Below are 18,049 nucleotides of genomic sequence, written 5' to 3' on the forward strand. Positions count from 1 at the left end.
ATGTGAACTCAAAATGCAAGAAATGAAGATTCATGAAGCAAGCAGGCCATCTTGTCGTTCTGGGAGCCGGATCAATCGGCGTTTCCTTTTCAGCCGTGTTCCGGGATGCCGGTTTCGAAGTCACCATCTGCGACCCTGATACGGAACGCAGCAGCGCTGCAACGCAGGCCATTGAAGCGCAGCGCGCTGCAATGGCACTGGCCGGTCTGGAGCGTGGCGGAAACGGCAAGCTGAATGTAGTGGGCAGCCTCGATAGTACCGTGGAAAAAGCCGATATGGTGATTGAGGCTGGGCCTGAACGCCTTGAGGACAAGCAGGCGATCTTCCTGGATCTGCTGGAGCGGGCATCCCAGGATGCAATCCTCGCGACGGCATCGTCGGCAATTCCGATGTCACGCATTCTCCCCCGTCCCGCGGATCAGGCACGCTGTCTGGTGGCACATCCGGTCAATCCGCCCGCAATCCTTCGCCTGATTGAATTGTGCCCGGCGCCGGCGACATCTCCACAGACCATGGAGAAGGCTTCGCTTCTTTTCGATCGTGCGGGTTTTCGGTCGGTCCGGCTGGGTCACGAGATCGAGGGCTTTGTGCTCAATCGTCTTCAGGGGGCCGTGCTGCGCGAGGCCTACCGGCTGGTTGACGAAGGAGTCGTCGGCGCCGAGGATCTCGATGCGGTCATGCGGCTCGGTCTCGGCCCGAGATGGGCACTCTCGGGTCCCTTTGAAACGGCGGAACTCAATACGCCGGGCGGCATCCGCGCCCATGCTGCGCGAATGGGTCCGGCCTATCGGGCGATGGGAGAGGGCAGAGGCGAAACCGGCTGCGACTGGAGTACAGCGCTGGTGTCGCGGGTTGAATCGGAACGCCGCGCGGTTGTTTCCGAGCAGGCTCTTCCGAAACGGGCGGAATGGCGTGTAAAGGCTGTCGCGCGGCTTGTGGCCGTTCGTGACAAACTGCTGGGAGAGGCCGATGTCTGATCAACCTTCGGGTTTCACCTTCAATGGCCGTCCGGTCGCATTGCGCATCGGCCAGTCGGTGGCTGCAGCATTGACCGAAGCCGGCCAGCGCCCTTTCCGCGTCACGGCGAAGGGGGAAAAGCGCGGCATGTTCTGCGGCATGGGTGTGTGTCAGGACTGCCTGGTCACCGTCAATGGCGTGCCGAACCAGCGAGCTTGTATGACGCCCGCCAGGGACGGAATGCAGGTTGCCACGCAGGTCGCCTTTGCCGCGCTGACCGAGCAGCCGGCCGTGCAAACGCAGGAAGGCCGGCAGCTTGCGCCAGACGTTCTGGTCATCGGTGCCGGAGCCGGTGGGCTCAATGCAGCAATCGCAGCGGCCGGATCCGGTGCCGGAGTTGTCGTCCTTGATGAGCGCAAGGTCTCGGGCGGGCAATACTATAAGCAGGCGGCCGGGGCCGCCTCTGTGCTGGATACCCAGCAGCAGGATGGTGCGGCACTGATCGCCGCGGCCGTGTCCGCCGGTGTGGAGATCCTCTCGGAGGTTGAGGTCTGGGGCGTGTTTGAAGGCCTTCTCGTCATGGCCCATCACGAAGGCCGAGCGCTCATTGCCAGACCCAGGACACTCATCGTCGCGACGGGCGCCTTTGAGCGCCCACGCATGGTGCCTGGCTGGACGCTGCCCGGAGTCATGACCACCGGTGCCGCACAAACGCTCTGGCGGAGCTATCGGACCCTGCCGGGCAAACGCGTGGTCGTCGCCGGCTCCGGGCCGCTCAATCTTCAGGTAGCTCTGGAACTGTCTCGCGGTGGGGCGGATGTGGTGATGGTCTCCGAGTCCGCCCGCCCGCCACATCGGCAGCCGCTGGCTGCCGCCAGGATGGTTGCTGCGGGCCCTCGGCTTGCGGCACGCGGGCTGGCGATGTCGCTGGGGTTGCGGCAACGCGGGGTCAACGTGGCCCATCAGACCAGCCTGTCCCGTGTCGTTGAGGTCGAAAACGGTCTGAAGGCGAGTTTCAAGGATGCCCACGAACGTCAGATCGACCACCTGGTGGATGCCGTGTGCATGAATGATGGTTTTGAGCCTCAGAACGAAATCCTGCGTTTGCTTGGTGCGGACATGAGGTATGACCCAGCTTTTGGCCACCTTCGGTGCAAGCGGGATTCAACCATGCAAACGAGCGTGCCGCAGCTTTATGCCATAGGCGACTGCGCTGGCCTGGGCGGCGCGCCTGCTGCCAGCGTCGAGGGCACCATTGCGGGGCTGGCTGCCGCTTCCTACTGCCGCGACACGCCAGTGCCGGATCTGCGAAAACTGCAGTCCAGTCTTGCCGCGCATCGCCGGTTCCAGCAACGGCTGTGGGCACTCTATGACATTGGGCCTCGGGATCTGTCGGCGCAGGACGATGATCTTGTCGTGTGTCGCTGCGAAGAGGTTTCTCTCGGCGAGCTTCGCCAGGCGCTGGGCACCGCGCCCGGGCACGCAGGAACGGTCAAGCGCGCGACGCGGGCCGGGATGGGCAGGTGTCAGGGGCGTTATTGCGGGCCGGTGACGGCGCGCATGGTCGCGGAGCGGGACAATCGTCAGGTGGAAGACCGTAGTTTCTACGCGCCACGGGTTCCAATCAAGCCCGTCAGCATAACCGCCATCCTCGCAGCACAGGAGATGCTGGATGGAAACGATTGATCTGCTTGTCGTTGGCGGCGGTATCGTCGGATTGACGGCGGCGATCGCTGCGGCCGAAGGCGGCGCACGTGTTGCACTCGTCGACGCGGCCATCAACGCGGGATCGAACGCGAATGCGGGCAGCCTTCATGTCCAGATGCAAAGCCGGTTCATCAGGCTGTTTCCCGATCAGGCCCCCAACGTCGAGGCCTCGCTGCCGCTTTACCTCAGTGCCGTGAAGGAATGGGAGCGGCTGGACAGGGAGATCGGGCCGTTCGAACTTGTCCGAAAGGGCGGCCTGATGCTGGCTGAAAGCGCGGAGCAAATGGCGTTTCTCGAGCAAAAGGCTGCGCGGGAAGCTCGCCAGGGTCTTCACGTTGACTTGCTGGGTCGAAGCGAACTGGACAAGCTTGCCCCTTGGCTTGGAGAACAGATCGTCGGTGCCGAGCTCTGCCACGATGAAGGCAAGCTGAACCCGCTTGTGGCCAATGTCCGCCTCCGCGCGCGTGCCATCGAGCTGGGAGTGGACATGCAGATCGATCATGTGACCGGGCTGGGACAGCAGGGACATGTCACCGTCCATTGCGCCAGCGGCCGTGTTCATCACTGCGACAAGGTCATCCTTGCAGCCGCCTGGGGGGTTGGATCTCTTGTGCAGGGGTTCGGACTGGACCTGCCCGTCAGGGCCGAGCCACTGCATATGAACATAACCGAGGCGGGGGCCGGGCAGATCAATCATCTCATTCAGCATGCTGAGCGGTCCATCACCCTCAAACAATTCGGATCAGGCCAGATCGTTATTGGCGGTGGATGGCAGGCGCAGAGCCGCGGCAATCAGGATGTGCCCGGCGTTCTGGCGCAATCCCTGCTCGGCAATATTGCCCTGGCGGCACGGCTGGTGCCTTCCATCGGTCAGCTCAGGGTGATCAGAACCTGGGCGGGGATGAACACGACGTTGGACGGCAAGTCGCTTCTGGGCGGCGTGCCCGGCGCCGAAAGGATCATCCTCGCAGTGCCCGGCGACGCCGGCTACACATTGGGACCGTTGTGTGGGCGGGCGGCCGCTTGCCTGGCGCTCGGCAATGAGCCGCCACTGGATATCGATCCATTCACGCCGGGGCGGTTCAGTGCTTGAGTGCCTGTGAGATGGTCGCTGCGGTCTGCTGCAGCTTGGGCAACACCGTTTCCACCATGTTGTCCGCGCTCATGCGCAGGGTCGGGGCGCCGACATTGATTGCGCCAACGAGGCCGCCAAAGGAATTGCGCAGAGGAACCGCGATCGACAGCAAGCCCTTTTCCAGTTCCTGGTCGACAATCGACCAGCCTTTGTCTCGGACGGTTTCGAGTATCTTTCGAAACTCGTTGCGGTCGGTCACGGTGCGATCTGTCATGGGAAACAGCGGAATGTTCTGCAGAATGCCCGGCCACATCTCCGGTGGTTGTGCGGCCAGCAGCACGCGTCCCGTCGCTGTGCAGTGAGCCGCGAAACGCGCGCCTACGGTTATGCCTACGGAAATCACCCGGTGGTACTGGGTGCCGCTGACGTAAACCACTTCGAATTTGTCCAGAACCGCTGCTGACACCGATTCGCGGATCTCCTCGGAAAGATGGTCGAGAAAGGGACGCGCAATATCCCAGGCGCCCTTGGAGGACAGCACCGAATAGCCCAGTTCGAGCACCTGCGGGGTCAGGTCGAAGAGTTTTCCATCGGCGACCGCATAGCCTTCATGCACGAGGGTCAGCAGAATCCGCCGGGCACCGGCCCTGGTGTTTCCGGTTTCGGCGGCAACTTCCGACAGGGTCATCTTCCGGCGTGTGCGATTGAAGGCGCGGAGCACTTCAAGCCCCCGGGCGAGCGAACTCACATAGTCCCGCGGATTCAGGCCACCATTGTCTGGATCATCCTGGAAATCGGATGAAGCGGTCATCAAACCTGTGCGCTGCCCGGACTTTGGACCTATGCCAGTGCTCTCATGCTTGGCTTCCGATTTGGGTTTCTGCGCCATGATTCGGCTCCTCGCGCACAATTGTAAATTTCCCAGACGCCTTAGCACACGCGATTGTGGGGGTGCAGCGGAAAAATCTCAAAATCAACACTTGCCACACAATCCAAAAATGGTGTTATATCGCACAAGAGTACGGTATGTGAACAAAATCAGCAACCAAGGGAGACGATAATGAGCAATTCGGGGAATGGGAAATTCGATGTGACGCGCCGCGGCGCACTCAAGGGCCTGGCGGCTTCGACCGTTTTGGCGACGCTTCCGGTGCGGGCATGGGCCCAAGATGTGACCCTGCGCTGGTGGTCGCCGCAAGGCTCACCCGACCAGGTGGCGGCCTACAAGTTCCAGATCGAGCAGTTCGAAGCCATGCATCCCGGTATCAAGGTAGTCTTCGAGACGACGTCGGATGAGGGGTATGCGCCGCAGCTCGCTGCTGCGTTCTCGAGCGGCGAAGTGCCGGACGTGGTTACGCACCTGCCGTCCTTTGCGGTCGCGAGCTATTACGCGAACGGTCTGGTCGAGCCGTTTGACGATGTCATCGAGGCTATCGGCGCCGATGATTACTATGCTGGAGCCAATGATGTCTTCAAGGCTGCCGACGGAAAGTACATCGGCACGGGCATCGGCAACACTGCCGCCAACATGCTCTGGCTGCGAAAAGACCTGATGGAAGCTGCCGGCGTCGACAAGGCGCCCGAGACCTGGGACGAATTGCGCGCGGCCTGTCAGGCCATGCAGGGCGGTGGCGTGTACGGTGCCCCGCTGCCCTATGGCCGCAATTCCATGACCTCGCTGATCTTCATCGGCGTCATCCACCAGGCAGGCGGGCAGGTTTTCACGCCGGATCTTGAAGTCGACATCGACAGCGACGCCACTCGCGCTGCGCTGGACTTCTATGCTTCCATGCGTGAGCTGTGCCCTCCCGGTGCCACCAACTACAGCTGGGGCGAGAGCCTGACTGCATTTGTCAGCGGCGCATCAGCCACCGGCATCTATGCAGGCCGCGTGCTGGCCAACGTCAATGCTCAGAATCCGGGCATCGCCAACTCCGTCACCTGCGTGACCTATCCCCGGATCTCGACCGATGTGGCTCCCTGGACGTTCAACGACTTCCCGAGCGTCTTTATCCCGGCGCAGTCCAAGCACAAGGATGCGGCCAAGATGTTCGCGGCCTTCCTGTTCAACCCGGAAGGCTACATCAAGCAGCTGCACGCAGCTCCCGGCCATGTGCTGCCGGTGCTCAAGTCGATCAGCACGAATCCGATGTATCTCGATAATGCGATCATCAAGGCGTACGAATCCGAAGTCGATCTGATGGCTTCCGCTGCGGCGGGCGGTTACAATCTCGGCTATGAATCGGCAGCGCACAAGTCCAACGACAAGGGCGGTGAGGTTGTCGGCAGCGGAGTGATTGCGGACCTTGTTCAGCGCGTCGTGCTCAACGGCGAGAACGCCGATACTGTTCTGGGCGAGACATCGAAGACAATCGAAGCCATCATGAAGGGCTGAGATCGCAACTCGCGTGGCGGTGATTTCGCCGCCACGCGCTCATGAGAAACCCAATGATCAAAAACAAGCAGACAAAGCTGGAGCGGCACTACGCCACTCTGGGTATGATGTTGATTGCGCCTACCGTCCTGGTGTTTTGCGCGGTTATCGTCTACCCGCTGGTTTCGGCAATCTATCTGAGCCTGTTCGACATCTACACCCCGACGCTGCAAGGCGAATGGGTCGGTCTGGACAATTATCGCGAGCTGCTTGGCAAGGGTGAGTTCTGGGCATCTCTTCGCACCAACCTGATCTGGACCGTTGGCACACTCAGCCTTCAGATCCTGTTCGGTATCGGCATGGCCCTGGTGCTGCACCAGAACATCTGGTTTCGCAGTCTTGCACGCAGCCTGATCCTGTTTCCATATTTCATCTCGACCGTTGTTGCGGTTCTGGTCTGGCGCTGGCTGTTCAACGATCTCTACGGCATCCTCAACCATCTGATGATGGCCGCAGGGCTGATCGACATGCCGGTCGACTATCTTGGTTCCATGCCCAATGCGATGATTTCGGTCATTCTCGTGGGTGCATGGAAGTATTTTCCGTTTGTTGTCATCGCCGTGCTGGCACGGCTGCAGACGATCCCCGACTCGCTTTACGAGGCTGCCCGCATTGACGGCGCCGGCCCGGTTGCACGCTTTTTCGATATCACTTTGCCTCAGCTGCGTGATGTGCTCGTGGTTATCATCATGCTGCGCGCAATCTGGGACTTCAAGGAATTCGACCTGATCTTCCTGCTCACCGGTGGTGGCCCCGTCACCTCGACCCAGACACTGCCGCTGCTCGTCTACAAGGAAGCCTTCTCCCTCAACAACATGGGAATGGCTGCGGCCTACGCGGTCGCCATGATGGCGGTGATGCTGGTCTTCATGATCCTCTACATTCGCAAGACCGGGGAGAAAGACGCATGATACGCCGCGTTCTCTTCAACTTGATGGCCTGGGCCATTGTGCTGGCAGTCGCCTTTCCGCTGTTCTGGATGGTGGTCACGTCGCTCAAGCCGCAGTCCGAGCTCTTCCGGCGACCTCCGACAATATTGCCGGAAGTCACCACGTTCGAGCACTACTGGCGGCTGCTCAGTGAAACGAATTTCCTCACCTACTTCCAGAACTCGGTGGTCCTCTCGGTTGTCACCACGGTGGTGGTCGTCTCGATCGCGACGCTTGGCGCCTATTCGATCGTGCGTTTCAAGTACTGGGGACGCGAGAGCCTGGCGTTTCTTGTCCTCTTTACCTACTTGCTGCCTTCGGTCGTCCTCATCATTCCGCTCTATCTCATGCTGGTCGGCCTTGGCTTGTCGAACACGATATTCAGCCTGGTGATAGCCTATACGACCTTTGCGCTGCCCTATGCGCTGTGGCTGCTTCGTTCGTTCATGGCAGGAATACCGGAGGATCTGGAATCGGCTGCCCTGGTTGACGGCGCTTCCCGCATGGGCGCGTTTCGCGACGTGATCTTGCCGCAGCTTCTGCCGGGCATCATCTCGACGGCGTTGTTCACGTTCATCCTGTCCTGGAACGAATATCTTTACGCTCTGGTGCTGGTGAATTCCGACAACACCCGTCCCCTCACAACCGGCGTGATGAACATGCTGATCTCGTCATTCAACGTCGAATGGTCGCTGTTGATGGCGGCCTCGGTGATGATGAGCGTTCCGCTGATCATCGTGTTTGCCTTCCTGCAAAGTTATCTAACCCGCGGCTTCGGCGCTGGCGGGGTCAAGGGTTGATCATGGCCGATGTAGTATTCAAGAACGTCCACAAAAAATTCGGCGACTTCATTGCCGTTGAAGGACTGGACCTGTCGATAGAAGAAGGCGAATTCGTCTCTCTGCTTGGACCGTCCGGATGCGGAAAGACAACGACGCTGCGCATGCTTGCCGGACTGGAATTTCCCAGTTCCGGGGAGATCAGCATCGGCGACAGGGTGGTCAATGATCTGCCGCCCGGTAAGCGCGATATCGCAATGGTCTTTCAGAGCTATGCGCTCTACCCGCACATGTCGGTGGAAAAGAACATCGCCTACCCGCTCAAGAAACGGGGCGTTCCCCGCAGCGAGCAGGGCCCCATGATCGCCCGTGTTGCAGAGATGCTGCAACTGACCCCGCTGCTGTCGCGCAAGCCAAGGCAGCTTTCCGGCGGCCAGCAGCAGCGTGTGGCCCTGGGTCGTGCTCTGGTGCGTGATCCGAAAGTGTTCCTGCTCGATGAACCGCTGTCCAACCTCGACGCCAAGCTTCGAGGAATCATGCGCGCTGAACTGGTCGAGCTGCATCAGCGCCTCGGCCGAACCATGGTCTACGTGACCCATGACCAGCTTGAAGCGATGACCATGTCAGATCGGATCGCGGTCATGTATGACAAGAAGCTTCAGCAATTTGCCCCACCGCAAGAGGTCTATCGCGAACCCGCCAACCGGTTTGTCGCCGGTTTTATCGGGATGCCGTCGATGAACCTCATAGACGGTGACCTTTCCCAAGAAGGTGATCGGTGGATGTTCCGGTCGGGAAGCATTTCGGTACCCGTGGGGCCTTTGGTCGCCGATGCCCGGGGCGGTGAAGCCTGCCTCGGAGTGCGCCCGGAAAATCTGCTGCTGGGCGAGGGGCCAACGCCGGCAGTGGTGCAACTGGTCGAGAGAACGGGACACGAGAACATCGTGGTTGTCGAGATCGAAGGTGGCCTTCGCATGACCGGGCGAGTGCCTGCCAGCACTGATTGGAAAACCGGCGAAACAATCCAGATGTCCATTCAGTCCGAAGCAGCCCACGTATTTGCGGCTGGCCCCACGGGCAGGAGACTGAACATCGCTTCCGTCGCGGTCCGGCCGTGACCCGTTACCCATTCAAAGCTGCACTTTCCTCAGGAGATCCAAGTTGAACCGCTCATCTGTAAATTGGTTCGGGCCGATGCCCGCCATAACAACACCATTCCGCACGGATCTCAGCATCGACGAAGCGGCTTTCGTCGCCAATATAGAACGTCTCTTCGATGCCGGAGCCACTGGAATGGTCGCATCCGGATGTACGGGAGAGTTCTGGGCGATGAGCATGGAAGAGCGCTCTCAGGTTGCACGGCTGACCGTAGAGGCCTGCAAGGGCAAAGGCCCTGCCATCATCGGTACCGGCGCAATTCGTCCCGAAGACGTGATCGACCAGATCCATGCGGCGAAGGAAACCGGAGCGGACGGTGTTCTCGTTATGCCACCCTATTTCGCGCATCTGACGGAAGCGGAAACGATTGCCCATTTTGAAGCGGTCAACAAAGAAGCGGTGCTGCCGATCCTGCTGTACAACATTCCGGGAAATGCCGGGAATGCCATCACGCCCGAGATTGCCGACAAGCTCGCCGATCTCGACATGGTTGTCGGTATCAAGGAAAGCTCTGGCAGCTGGAGAAACTTCCATGCCACGCTCAATGCCGTCAAGGACCGCCTGCTGGTCTTCTGCGGCCCCTCCTCGGTCTATGGCGTGCCGGCGACGCTCGCGGGCGCAGATGGCCTGATCGACTGTTTCCCCAATGTCTGGGCCAAGGGGTGCCTCGATCTCTGGCATGCAACGGTCGCCGGTCGTCTCGACGAAGCCTGGGAACTGCAGCAGACCGGCATGGAACTTACGGATCTGTTCACCAGTGACGGCCGCACGCTATACCCGGCGACAAAGGCTGCGATGAACCTGCTGGAATTGCCGGGTGGCGGTTTGCCGCGTCCACCGTTGCTGCCATTGACCGGCACTGCATTGGTTGGATTGAGCAAGGGGCTGGAAGCCTTGCTTTCGCCTGTCACGGAACCGGCCTGATCAAGGGAGATAGACATGGATCTTGGATTGAAGGGCCGCAAGGCCATCGTGTCCGCTGCAAGCAGGGGGCTTGGCCTCGCCGCCGCACGTTCGCTGGCGCGCGAAGGCGTTTCGCTGATCATGAACGCAAGGTCTGCAGAGGCACTGGAGAAGTCTGCCGCCGATATTCGTTCGGAATTCGGCGTCGAGGTGACAACGGTCGCTGCCGATTTCAACTCCGCCGAGGGCCGCAAGCAGATCCTCGATGCGGCGGGTGATGTCGATATTCTTGTCAACAACCCCGGGGTCAGGCAGGTTCCGACACCCTATGCCAAGATCTCGGCCGAGGATTGGCGGTACTGGATGGAGACCCATTTCCTGTCGTCGCTGGAAATGATCACCGCCGTCGCACCGGGAATGCAGGCCCGCAAGTTCGGCCGCATCGTCAACATGTCGGTCAGCTTCATCAAGTTTCCGCAGGTGGGTTTTGCTCACAGCCATGCCGCGCGACTGGCGCTGTCGGGTGCGGTCGCTGCCATGGTCCGGGAACTGATGCCCGACAATGTGACGATCAACACGGTCTGCCCGGGCCTGTTCGATACCGACGCGCTGCACACCAATCTCCACGGCCATGCCAAGCGCGGCAACACCACCTACGAAGCCATCGTGGAAAACCGGTTGTCGACCTGTCCCGCCGGGCGGTTCGCAGACCCCAGTGAGTGCGGGGACCTGATCGCCTTCCTGTGCTCTGCCCAGTCCGGCTTCATGTCGGGCCAGAACATCGTAAACGACGGCGGCGTCTATCAGGGGCTTTTCTAGATGGAAACGCGTGTTGCCATGATTTCAGGTGCTGGGCGCGGTCTTGGCGCGGCCATTGCAGAGCGGCTGCTGGCTGACGGCTGGTCGGTTTCGCTCGGCATGCGCAATCCGGCAAAAGCCCAAGCTGACATGGAAGCGGGAGCGCAAGGCCGTATGCTTTGCTGTCGTTTCGATTCCGCTGATGCTGCCACTGCGCAATCATGGGTCGACCAGACGGTTGCGCATTTCGGTCGCATCGATGCGTTGGTCAACAATGCCGGCATCCTGCGAATGGTCGACTTCGAGCAGGGCAGCGAAGAAGATCTCGATGATCTCTGGTCGGTCAACGTCAAGGCGCCGTTCCGGTTGATCCGCGCCGCGCTCCCTCATCTCAAGCAAACCGGGCAGGGACGTGTGGTCAACATCGCTTCAACCGACGCGAAGCGCTTTAGAGGCGGAACATCTGTCGGCTATGCGATGACCAAGCATGCTCTTCTGGCCATGACCCAGGCGGTCCGCTTTTCAGGATGGGACGAAGGCGTCCGGGCGACCGCCATGTGTCCGGGCGCGATCGATACCGACTTGATCGGCAATGCCCCCGCCGCCACCCCGAAGGCCGACAGGCTCCAGCCGGAAACTGTGGCTGGGATGGTGGCATTTGTTCTCTCTCTGCCAAATCAGGCATCCGTGCCCGAACTGATCAGCAACACCCGACTGGAGAGCTTCATATGAGTTTGGCAGGCCCGATCAACGACGAACTTGCTGCCTGGGATCGGGACTGTCTGCTCCATCCCACCACGCACACCGCGAACCACGCCCGCGGCGATGTGCCCGGCCGGATCGTGACTGGCGGCAAGGGTGTTCATATCGAGGACCGCGACGGCAACCGGTTCCTGGACGCGTTTGCTGCGCTCTACTGCGTCAATGTCGGCTACGGTCGCACGGAAATCGCCGACGCGATGAATGATCAGGCGCAAAAACTCGCCTATTTTCACGCTTTTGCCGGGCACGGCAATGAACCGGCGATAACACTGGCCCGGCTGATCATGGATCGGGCGCCGGAGCACATGGCCAGGGTCTATTTCGGCCTGTCCGGATCTGATGCGAACGAAACCAATGTGAAGCTTGCCTGGCATTACAACATCCTGCGCGGCAAGCCTGAGAAGAGAAAGATCATCAGCCGCTGGCGGGCGTATCACGGTTCCGGAATCGTATCCGGGTCGATGACAGGTCTGAAGGCCTACCATGCCCGCTTTCATCTGCCGCTTGAAGGGTTTTTGCACGCCGCAACACCGCATTATCTGCGCAGGGACGATGCGACACTGAGCGAGGCTGCCTTCACCGACCGTCTCATCGCCGATCTCGAGGCGATGATGCTGTCTGAGGGGCCTGAAACCATCGCGGCATTCATTGGCGAGCCGGTCATGGGAACCGGTGGGATCCTGCCGCCACCGGAGGGATACTGGGGACGGGTTCAGGAGCTGCTTGATCGCTACGATATCCTCTTGATCAGCGACGAAGTCGTCTGCGGCTTTGGCCGCACCGGAAGCATGTTCGGCGCAACCCACTATGGCCTGAAGCCCGATTTCATGACCATCGCCAAGGGGCTGACCAGCGCCTATGCGCCGCTGTCGGGCTCGGTCATTTCCCAAAGGGTGTTCGACGTCCTGATGCAGGGGTCCGATGATTTCGGCGCTCTTGCCCATGGCTGGACCTACTCCGCCCATCCGGTCAGTTGCGCTGCCGGAATTGCCACGCTCAATCTGGTCGATGAACTGGGATTGCTCGGCAACGCGTCCAGCACCGGTCCCTATTTGCTTCAGCGCTTGCGTGATGCTGTCGGAAGCCATCCCAATGTCGCGGAAGTCCGCGGTGTAGGCCTGATGGCTGCTGTCGAATTCATGGAGGATCCCGGCACGTTCAAGTGGTTTGAGCCGCCGATGAGCATGAGCGGCAAGATTTCCGCGGCGATGCTGCGGCGTGGTGTCATTGCCCGCCCGATGCCCGAAGGCGACATCATCGGTTTCGCTCCCCCGCTCTGCATTACCCCCCAGGAGGTTGATCAGGTTGTGGAGGCCTTGCAGGGCGCGGTTCAGGAAGTTCTTGGCTGACCGCGGCGGGCACGACCAATCGGCCATCGAAGGCCTTTACCAACACGAAATGGAACGTCCAATGTCGCATGAGCACCTTGTCCGTCAGGCCAATCTTATCTCCGGAAACTGGGTTTCAGCGGACTCGGGGAAGACCATTGATGTGGTCAATCCCGCTGACGGCAGTGTGATTGCGACGGTGCCGAATTGCGGTGCCGCAGAAACCCGCCGCGCCATTGAAGCGGCGCATGCTGCCTTTCCGCAATACGCCGCAATGCCGCTTAACGAGCGCGTCGTACTGTTGCGCCGGCTGCATCAGTTGATTGTCGACAATCTCGAAGGTCTGGCTTCGCTGCTGACAGCTGAACAGGGCAAGCCTCTTGCGGAATCGCGCGCCGAGGTCGGCTCCTCCGCGGCGTACGTATTGTGGTTCGCGGAAGAGGCACGCCGCACCGACGGGGCCGTCATTCCGGCGCCGGTCAAGGGTCGGAAACTGATGACCACGCGCCACCCGGTTGGCGTTGTTGCCGCGATAACACCCTGGAACTTCCCTTCATCCATGCTCGCCCGGAAAATAGGACCGGCGCTGGCCGCCGGATGTACGGTCGTTGTCAAGCCAGCCACGGCAACTCCCTTGTCGGGGCTGGCCTGGGGGCTTCTGGCCGAGCAGGCCGGCTTTCCGCCCGGTGTGGTCAATATCCTCACCGGCTCGGCGGGCGAGATCGGCGGAGAAATCACCGCCAACAAGCTGGTCCGCAAGATCACCTTTACGGGCTCGACGGAAATTGGAAAGCAGATACTGCGCGAAGCGGCCGGCACCGTCAAACGCGTGTCGATGGAACTGGGAGGCAACGCGCCCTTTATCGTCTTCGACGACGCGGACCTCGACCGCGCGGTGAAAGGCGCATTGATTGCCAAGTTCAGGAATGCCGGCCAGACCTGCATCTGCACGAACAGGCTCTACGTTCAGTCGGGCATCTACGATCAGTTCACGGCACGCTTTGCCGAACGGGTCGCAGCTCTCAAGGTTGCGCCGGGCAACGAGGACGGTGCCGAGCAAGGCCCGATGATCGATGAAGCCGCACTGGCAAAAATGGAAGAGCTCGTCGGCGATGCGCTGTCAAAAGGGGCACAGGTCGTCACCGGAGGCGACCGGCACACGCGCGGTGGTCTGTTCTATGCCCCCACGGTGCTTTCCGGCGCGAGCAGTGAGATGCGCTTTACCCGGGAGGAAATTTTCGGGCCTGTTGCTCCGGTCTACCGGTTCGACACCGAGGAGCAGGCAATCACTGCAGCAAACGACACGGACTACGGGCTTGCCGCCTATGCCTACACCAGGGATCTGGCAAGGATGTTCCGGCTGCAGGATCAGCTCGAATATGGCCTGATCGGCATCAATGAGGTGCTGATTGTCAGCCCTGAGGCACCGTTTGGCGGCCTCAAGGAATCTGGTATCGGCAAGGAGGGGAGCTGGCAGGGGATCGACGACTATCTCGACACAAAATACACTTGCATAGGCGGACTTTGAGCCCCGCAGAGAGGGTCGAGACAGATCTAGTCTTGTCACGGCAGGGAACGTGAATCGGATCAACTCTCTCAGAAGCGGCCGCCTCCGGCAAACCCGGCACGGTTTGCGTTATCACCTTCAGACTCACCGCCACATAGGGTCAGGTTCGTGTTCGTCCGGGTAGGAATACGGGTGGCGAAACACGCGGTTTGACGGCTCGGTCATCCGATCACCGGCACCAGTTTCGCAGCCGCCGAGGCTACCCGTCTTCTCTCTCGAAAAATGGCGGAACTGACGGCCGGCTGCGCATCGGGAGCCAAGATATCCGGTTTTGACCCCGACACCTGGTTTCGCGTCATCGCCGAAGACGAGGATGGCGGAGACCTGGCATCGCTGCCAAGGGCGAAGGTCGGCTGGGGAAGGGTCGGCAGAACCGGCGTTTCTGGCAGTCTGGCGGCAAAAATCTGAAACGCAACTCCATCGTCGCGGGGCAGGGTGTTGTGCGGAGAGATGCCGCCCCGCACGTATCCCGGGATTGCGGATTCTATCCGGTCCGGGATCGAATGAGCGATTGCAGGGTGTAGACCAGAACGGCGATGCCGACAGCGCCGAGGCTTGCCACGCCCAGAAGCACGATCAGGTCGATCGGGCCGCCGATGTCGCTGAAGCCGGAGTTTGTGATCAGCTGCACGAACAGGACGGCGGCGATGGCGCCCAACGGCATCGACAGCTGCGCCAGCAGGAACTTGCGCATCGACATCGACCGGTCGCGCACGAGCACGTAGAGATAGGCGGCGGTGATCACGACTGCGGCCACCACCATGGCCCAGAACAGGCCGCGGCCGAAGATCTCCTCGAAGACGGCAATCAGGGTGGTGAAGGTCAGGTCTTTCATGGCGTTCTCCTCAGGCCTTGCCGCGCAGCATGGCGTTGTAGGTGGCCTTCAGCGCCACTTCCTTCATCAGCCAACTGATCCACAACTCCTCCATCGGCGCGATGATTCCGGGGAAGGAGGGGGTGAGATTGTTCTGGTAGTCGAACTCGATCAGCATGGCGCGACCGACGCGGGTGATCAGTGGGCAGGAGGTATAGCCGTTGTAGGTCGCGGTGCCTTCCGTGCCGGCAATGGCTGCGACAAGGTGATCCTCGACCACCGGAACCTGCCATTTGACCGAGGCGGCGGTCTTGCCCTTGGGCACGCCGGCGACATCGCCGAGCGCGAAGATTTCCGGGTAGCGCAGATGCCTGAGCGTCTGCCTGTCGACTTCCACCCAGCCTTGGTCGGTCCATTTGTCGGCCCAGGACAGGCCCGACTGCCGGATCACGTCGGGCGCGCGCTGCGGCGGGATGACATGCAGGTAGTCGTATTCAAGCTCCGTATCACCGTCGGGAGTGGCGAATGTGGCGCGCTGGCTGCCCGGCTCGATGGACTTGAGCACATGGCTGTAGGCCGGCGTGATGCCGCGGTTCTCAAACAGCATCCGCACCTTTTCCGAAACGATCGGAACGCCGAAGAGGCTTTGGTTGTTGGCGGCGTAGATGATCTCGGTCTTGCCCGCATTGCCTGCGGTACGGGCGATGTCATCGATCAGGAAGGTGTGCTTGAGCGGCGCACCGGCGCATTTCATCTCGGTCGCCGGGCGCGTGAAAATCCCGACACCGCCTTCCTCGGTGTATTTCGACGCGGCCTGCCATGTGCGCGCGGCATACTCCGGACCGGCATAGAGCGCGCCGATACCGTTCGAGCCGACGAGGTCGAGCGAGAAGCCCTCGATTGCGTCGTGATCGAGAACAAGGCCGGGGGCGACAACCAGGAAGTCATAGTCGACCGCCTGTCCGCCGGAGGTCGTCACCCTGCGGGTCTCGGGATCGATACCGGCGGCGGCCTTGTTGATATATGTGATGCCGCCGGGCAGCCAGTCGGTGGTCCTGCTCTCGGTGTAAGATGCTGGTTTCAGCCCCGCCGCGACCAGCGAAAGCCCGGGCTGGTAGAGGTGCTTCTCGCTGGGATCGATGATGGTGATTGACGCGCCGTCTAGGCGATCGATCAGCCTGTTGACCAGGGCGGTGCCGCCGGCGCCCGCGCCGATGATCACCACGCGCGCGGAGGTCTTGACCGGGGCCGCGCGGACCGGACCGCTCCAGGCGGCTGCGGCCATGCCACTTGCGGCAAGGCCCAGGAAGATGCGTCTCGAGGGTGCGAAAGCTGATTGGGTCATCCCGTCCTTCTCCTGAATTATACCGCATGTTTGCCACATGAATTGCCGGCAAACCTTGATCTGGGTCAAAATACATTCATATATTTATATTCTTTTATAAAATGGGGTATCGCGAAAAAAGGCGCCCGGTTCAGGGCGCCTTTGAGGTTCGGATCGGGACAGCCGGATCAGCCTCGGGTTTTATCCCGATGAGGATTGCCGCCCTGGTCATTGATCATGCGGCTGTCTTCCTGCAGTTCCAGCCACATGGCGTTGACGACGGCGAACATTGCGGCCAGCGGGAGCCCCAGCAACCAGGCGAAATACCACATATCTTGATCCTCCTGATCAGTAGACGGAATGAGAATTGTCGGTGACGTCGGCCTCGGTGACCTTGCCCCACAGCACCTTGTAGACCCATGCCGTGTAGGCAAGGATCATCGGCATGAAGATCACGGTCACCACCAGCATGATGAACAGGGTCATGTGCGAGGATGAACTGTTCCAGACCGTGAGTGACGACCGCGGGTCGGATGAGGACGGCATGATGAACGGGAACATCGTCAGCCCGACCGACGAGATCACACCGAGGATCGCCATCTTGGAAACCAGCAGCGTCGAGACTTCGCGCCCGGCGCGCAGCCCGAGGAAAGTCAGCAGGCCGCCGGCAATGCCCATGATGGGTGCAATGGCGATCCATGGGCGGTCCGAATAGGCGGTGAGCCAGCTTGCCGTCTTTTCCACCTCGAAATGCAGCGGGTTTGACGGGCCGGTGGTAAGGTAGTCGCCGACGATGCGGTAGCCCTCGATCCCGAGGGCCATCCAGACGCCGGCCAGCGCATAGGCCGCCACGGCAACCAGTGCCGCGATGGAGCCGAAACGGCGGGCCCGGTCACGCACATTGCCTTCCGCCTTCAGCGTCAGCCATGCGCCGCCATGCATCACCAGCATCGACAGCGACACCACCCCGGCAAGCAGCGAGAAGGGATCGAGAAGGCCGATGAACTTGGTGTACCAGGCGCCCTCGTAGATGGTGTGCAAATCATCGGTGAAATGAAACGGCACGCCCTGGATGACATTGCCGACGGCAACGCCGAACAAGAGAGCGGGGATCGCGCCACTGGCAAACAATGCCCAGTCCCAGGACGTCCGCCAGCGCACGTCATCCCGCTTCGAGCGGTACTTGAAGGCGACAGGCCGGACGATGAAAGCGGCGAGTACCACGAACATTGCCAGGTAGAAGCCGGAGAACGAGACCGCGTAGAGCGGTGGCCAGGCGGCGAAGATCGCGCCGCCGCCGAGAATGAACCAGACCTGGTTGCCTTCCCAGACCGGGCCTACGGTGTTGATCGCCACGCGGCGCTCGACATCGGTTTCGGCAACGAAGGGCAGCAGGGCGCCGACACCCATGTCGAAGCCGTCGGTGAGCGCGAAGCCGATCAGCAGGACGCCGAGCAGACCCCACCAGATCACGCGCAAGATGTCATAGTCGATAAGAGAGTGCAGGATCATGG

General features: G+C 60.9%; 18 protein-coding genes. 13 read left to right on the top strand and 5 right to left on the bottom strand.

The genetic code is table 11. The features are described from left to right. Positions 1–32: 32 nt before the first annotated feature. From GTW23_RS13980 to GTW23_RS13990, 3 genes are read left to right on the top strand one after another with little or no spacing between them, the layout of a single operon-like run. Positions 33–977, top strand: coding sequence for a 3-hydroxyacyl-CoA dehydrogenase NAD-binding domain-containing protein (locus GTW23_RS13980; protein WP_252916192.1), 945 nt, complete (start codon positions 33–35; stop codon positions 975–977). Further along, positions 970–2,643 carry an FAD-dependent oxidoreductase gene (locus GTW23_RS13985; protein WP_252916193.1) on the top strand — a complete coding sequence of 558 codons (1,674 nt, stop codon included), beginning with the start codon at positions 970–972 and terminating at the stop codon, positions 2,641–2,643. Before GTW23_RS13980 ends, GTW23_RS13985 begins: the two co-directional genes overlap by 8 nt. Next, on the top strand, positions 2,630–3,757 hold the full coding sequence (locus GTW23_RS13990) for an NAD(P)/FAD-dependent oxidoreductase (protein ID WP_252916194.1): 1,128 nt from the start codon (positions 2,630–2,632) through the stop codon (positions 3,755–3,757). The genes GTW23_RS13985 and GTW23_RS13990 overlap by 14 nt, the downstream gene beginning before the upstream one ends. Here GTW23_RS13990 and GTW23_RS13995 read toward each other — a convergent pair. After that, positions 3,747–4,628, bottom strand: coding sequence for an IclR family transcriptional regulator domain-containing protein (locus tag GTW23_RS13995; protein WP_152010620.1), 882 nt, complete (start codon positions 4,626–4,628; stop codon positions 3,747–3,749). The two genes, GTW23_RS13990 and GTW23_RS13995, sit on opposite strands and share 11 nt — an antisense overlap. A 171-nt stretch (positions 4,629–4,799) precedes the next feature. Here GTW23_RS13995 and GTW23_RS14000 point away from each other — a divergent pair, with 171 nt between their 5' ends. From GTW23_RS14000 to GTW23_RS14045, 10 genes are all read left to right on the top strand, one after another. Then, on the top strand, positions 4,800–6,134 hold the full coding sequence (locus GTW23_RS14000) for an ABC transporter substrate-binding protein (protein WP_152010619.1): 1,335 nt from the start codon (positions 4,800–4,802) through the stop codon (positions 6,132–6,134). Between the two features lie 53 nt (positions 6,135–6,187). After that, positions 6,188–7,084 carry a carbohydrate ABC transporter permease gene (locus GTW23_RS14005; RefSeq protein ID WP_193217361.1) on the top strand — a complete coding sequence of 299 codons (897 nt, stop codon included), beginning with the start codon at positions 6,188–6,190 and terminating at the stop codon, positions 7,082–7,084. Continuing rightward, positions 7,081–7,902, top strand: a complete 822-nt coding sequence (locus tag GTW23_RS14010; RefSeq protein ID WP_152010617.1) for a carbohydrate ABC transporter permease — start codon at positions 7,081–7,083, stop codon at positions 7,900–7,902. The genes GTW23_RS14005 and GTW23_RS14010 overlap by 4 nt, the downstream gene beginning before the upstream one ends. Beyond that, complete coding sequence (locus GTW23_RS14015) at positions 7,788–8,999, top strand: ABC transporter ATP-binding protein (RefSeq protein WP_345780637.1); 1,212 nt, start codon at positions 7,788–7,790, stop codon at positions 8,997–8,999. The genes GTW23_RS14010 and GTW23_RS14015 overlap by 115 nt, the downstream gene beginning before the upstream one ends. Before the next feature lie 76 nt (positions 9,000–9,075). Then, a complete protein-coding gene (locus GTW23_RS14020) occupies positions 9,076–9,963 on the top strand; it encodes a dihydrodipicolinate synthase family protein (protein ID WP_252916195.1) in 888 nt (295 codons plus the stop codon). A 15-nt stretch (positions 9,964–9,978) separates the two neighbouring features. Then, positions 9,979–10,761, top strand: coding sequence for an SDR family oxidoreductase (locus tag GTW23_RS14025; protein ID WP_252916196.1), 783 nt, complete (start codon positions 9,979–9,981; stop codon positions 10,759–10,761). Beyond that, positions 10,762–11,472 (top strand): SDR family oxidoreductase, encoded by a 711-nt coding sequence (locus tag GTW23_RS14030; protein WP_252916197.1) that lies wholly within the window; start codon positions 10,762–10,764, stop codon positions 11,470–11,472. It abuts the gene before it with no gap. Next, complete coding sequence (locus tag GTW23_RS14035; RefSeq protein WP_252916198.1) at positions 11,469–12,851, top strand: aminotransferase; 1,383 nt, start codon at positions 11,469–11,471, stop codon at positions 12,849–12,851. The genes GTW23_RS14030 and GTW23_RS14035 overlap by 4 nt, the downstream gene beginning before the upstream one ends. 61 nt (positions 12,852–12,912) lie before the next feature. After that, entirely contained in the window at positions 12,913–14,358 is a 1,446-nt protein-coding gene (locus tag GTW23_RS14040; protein WP_252916199.1) for an NAD-dependent succinate-semialdehyde dehydrogenase, read from the top strand. Positions 14,359–14,619: 261 nt separating this feature from the next. Next, on the top strand, positions 14,620–14,805 hold the full coding sequence (locus tag GTW23_RS14045) for a hypothetical protein (RefSeq protein ID WP_252916200.1): 186 nt from the start codon (positions 14,620–14,622) through the stop codon (positions 14,803–14,805). Positions 14,806–14,881: 76 nt separating this feature from the next. Here GTW23_RS14045 and GTW23_RS14050 read toward each other — a convergent pair whose 3' ends face one another. The 4 genes from GTW23_RS14050 to cydB all read right to left on the bottom strand — a co-directional run bounded on the left by GTW23_RS14050 (position 14,882) and on the right by cydB (position 18,047). Further along, entirely contained in the window at positions 14,882–15,232 is a 351-nt protein-coding gene (locus GTW23_RS14050; protein ID WP_252916201.1) for a DUF5368 domain-containing protein, read from the bottom strand. Between the two features lie 10 nt (positions 15,233–15,242). Beyond that, positions 15,243–16,556: an NAD(P)/FAD-dependent oxidoreductase gene (locus GTW23_RS14055; protein WP_252916202.1), complete on the bottom strand. Its 1,314-nt coding sequence runs from the start codon at positions 16,554–16,556 to the stop codon at positions 15,243–15,245. 167 nt (positions 16,557–16,723) lie between these two features. Continuing rightward, the gene (cydX, locus tag GTW23_RS14060; protein WP_152010608.1) at positions 16,724–16,867 is read right to left on the bottom strand and encodes a cytochrome bd-I oxidase subunit CydX; all 144 of its coding nucleotides are present in this window, start codon (positions 16,865–16,867) and stop codon (positions 16,724–16,726) included. Positions 16,868–16,883: 16 nt separating this feature from the next. Beyond that, positions 16,884–18,047 (bottom strand): cytochrome d ubiquinol oxidase subunit II, encoded by a 1,164-nt coding sequence (cydB, locus tag GTW23_RS14065; RefSeq protein ID WP_252916203.1) that lies wholly within the window; start codon positions 18,045–18,047, stop codon positions 16,884–16,886. Positions 18,048–18,049: the final 2 nt, after the last annotated feature.

The organism is Parahoeflea alexandrii, from assembly GCF_024105735.1.
Classification (GTDB): domain Bacteria; phylum Pseudomonadota; class Alphaproteobacteria; order Rhizobiales; family Rhizobiaceae; genus Hoeflea; species Hoeflea alexandrii.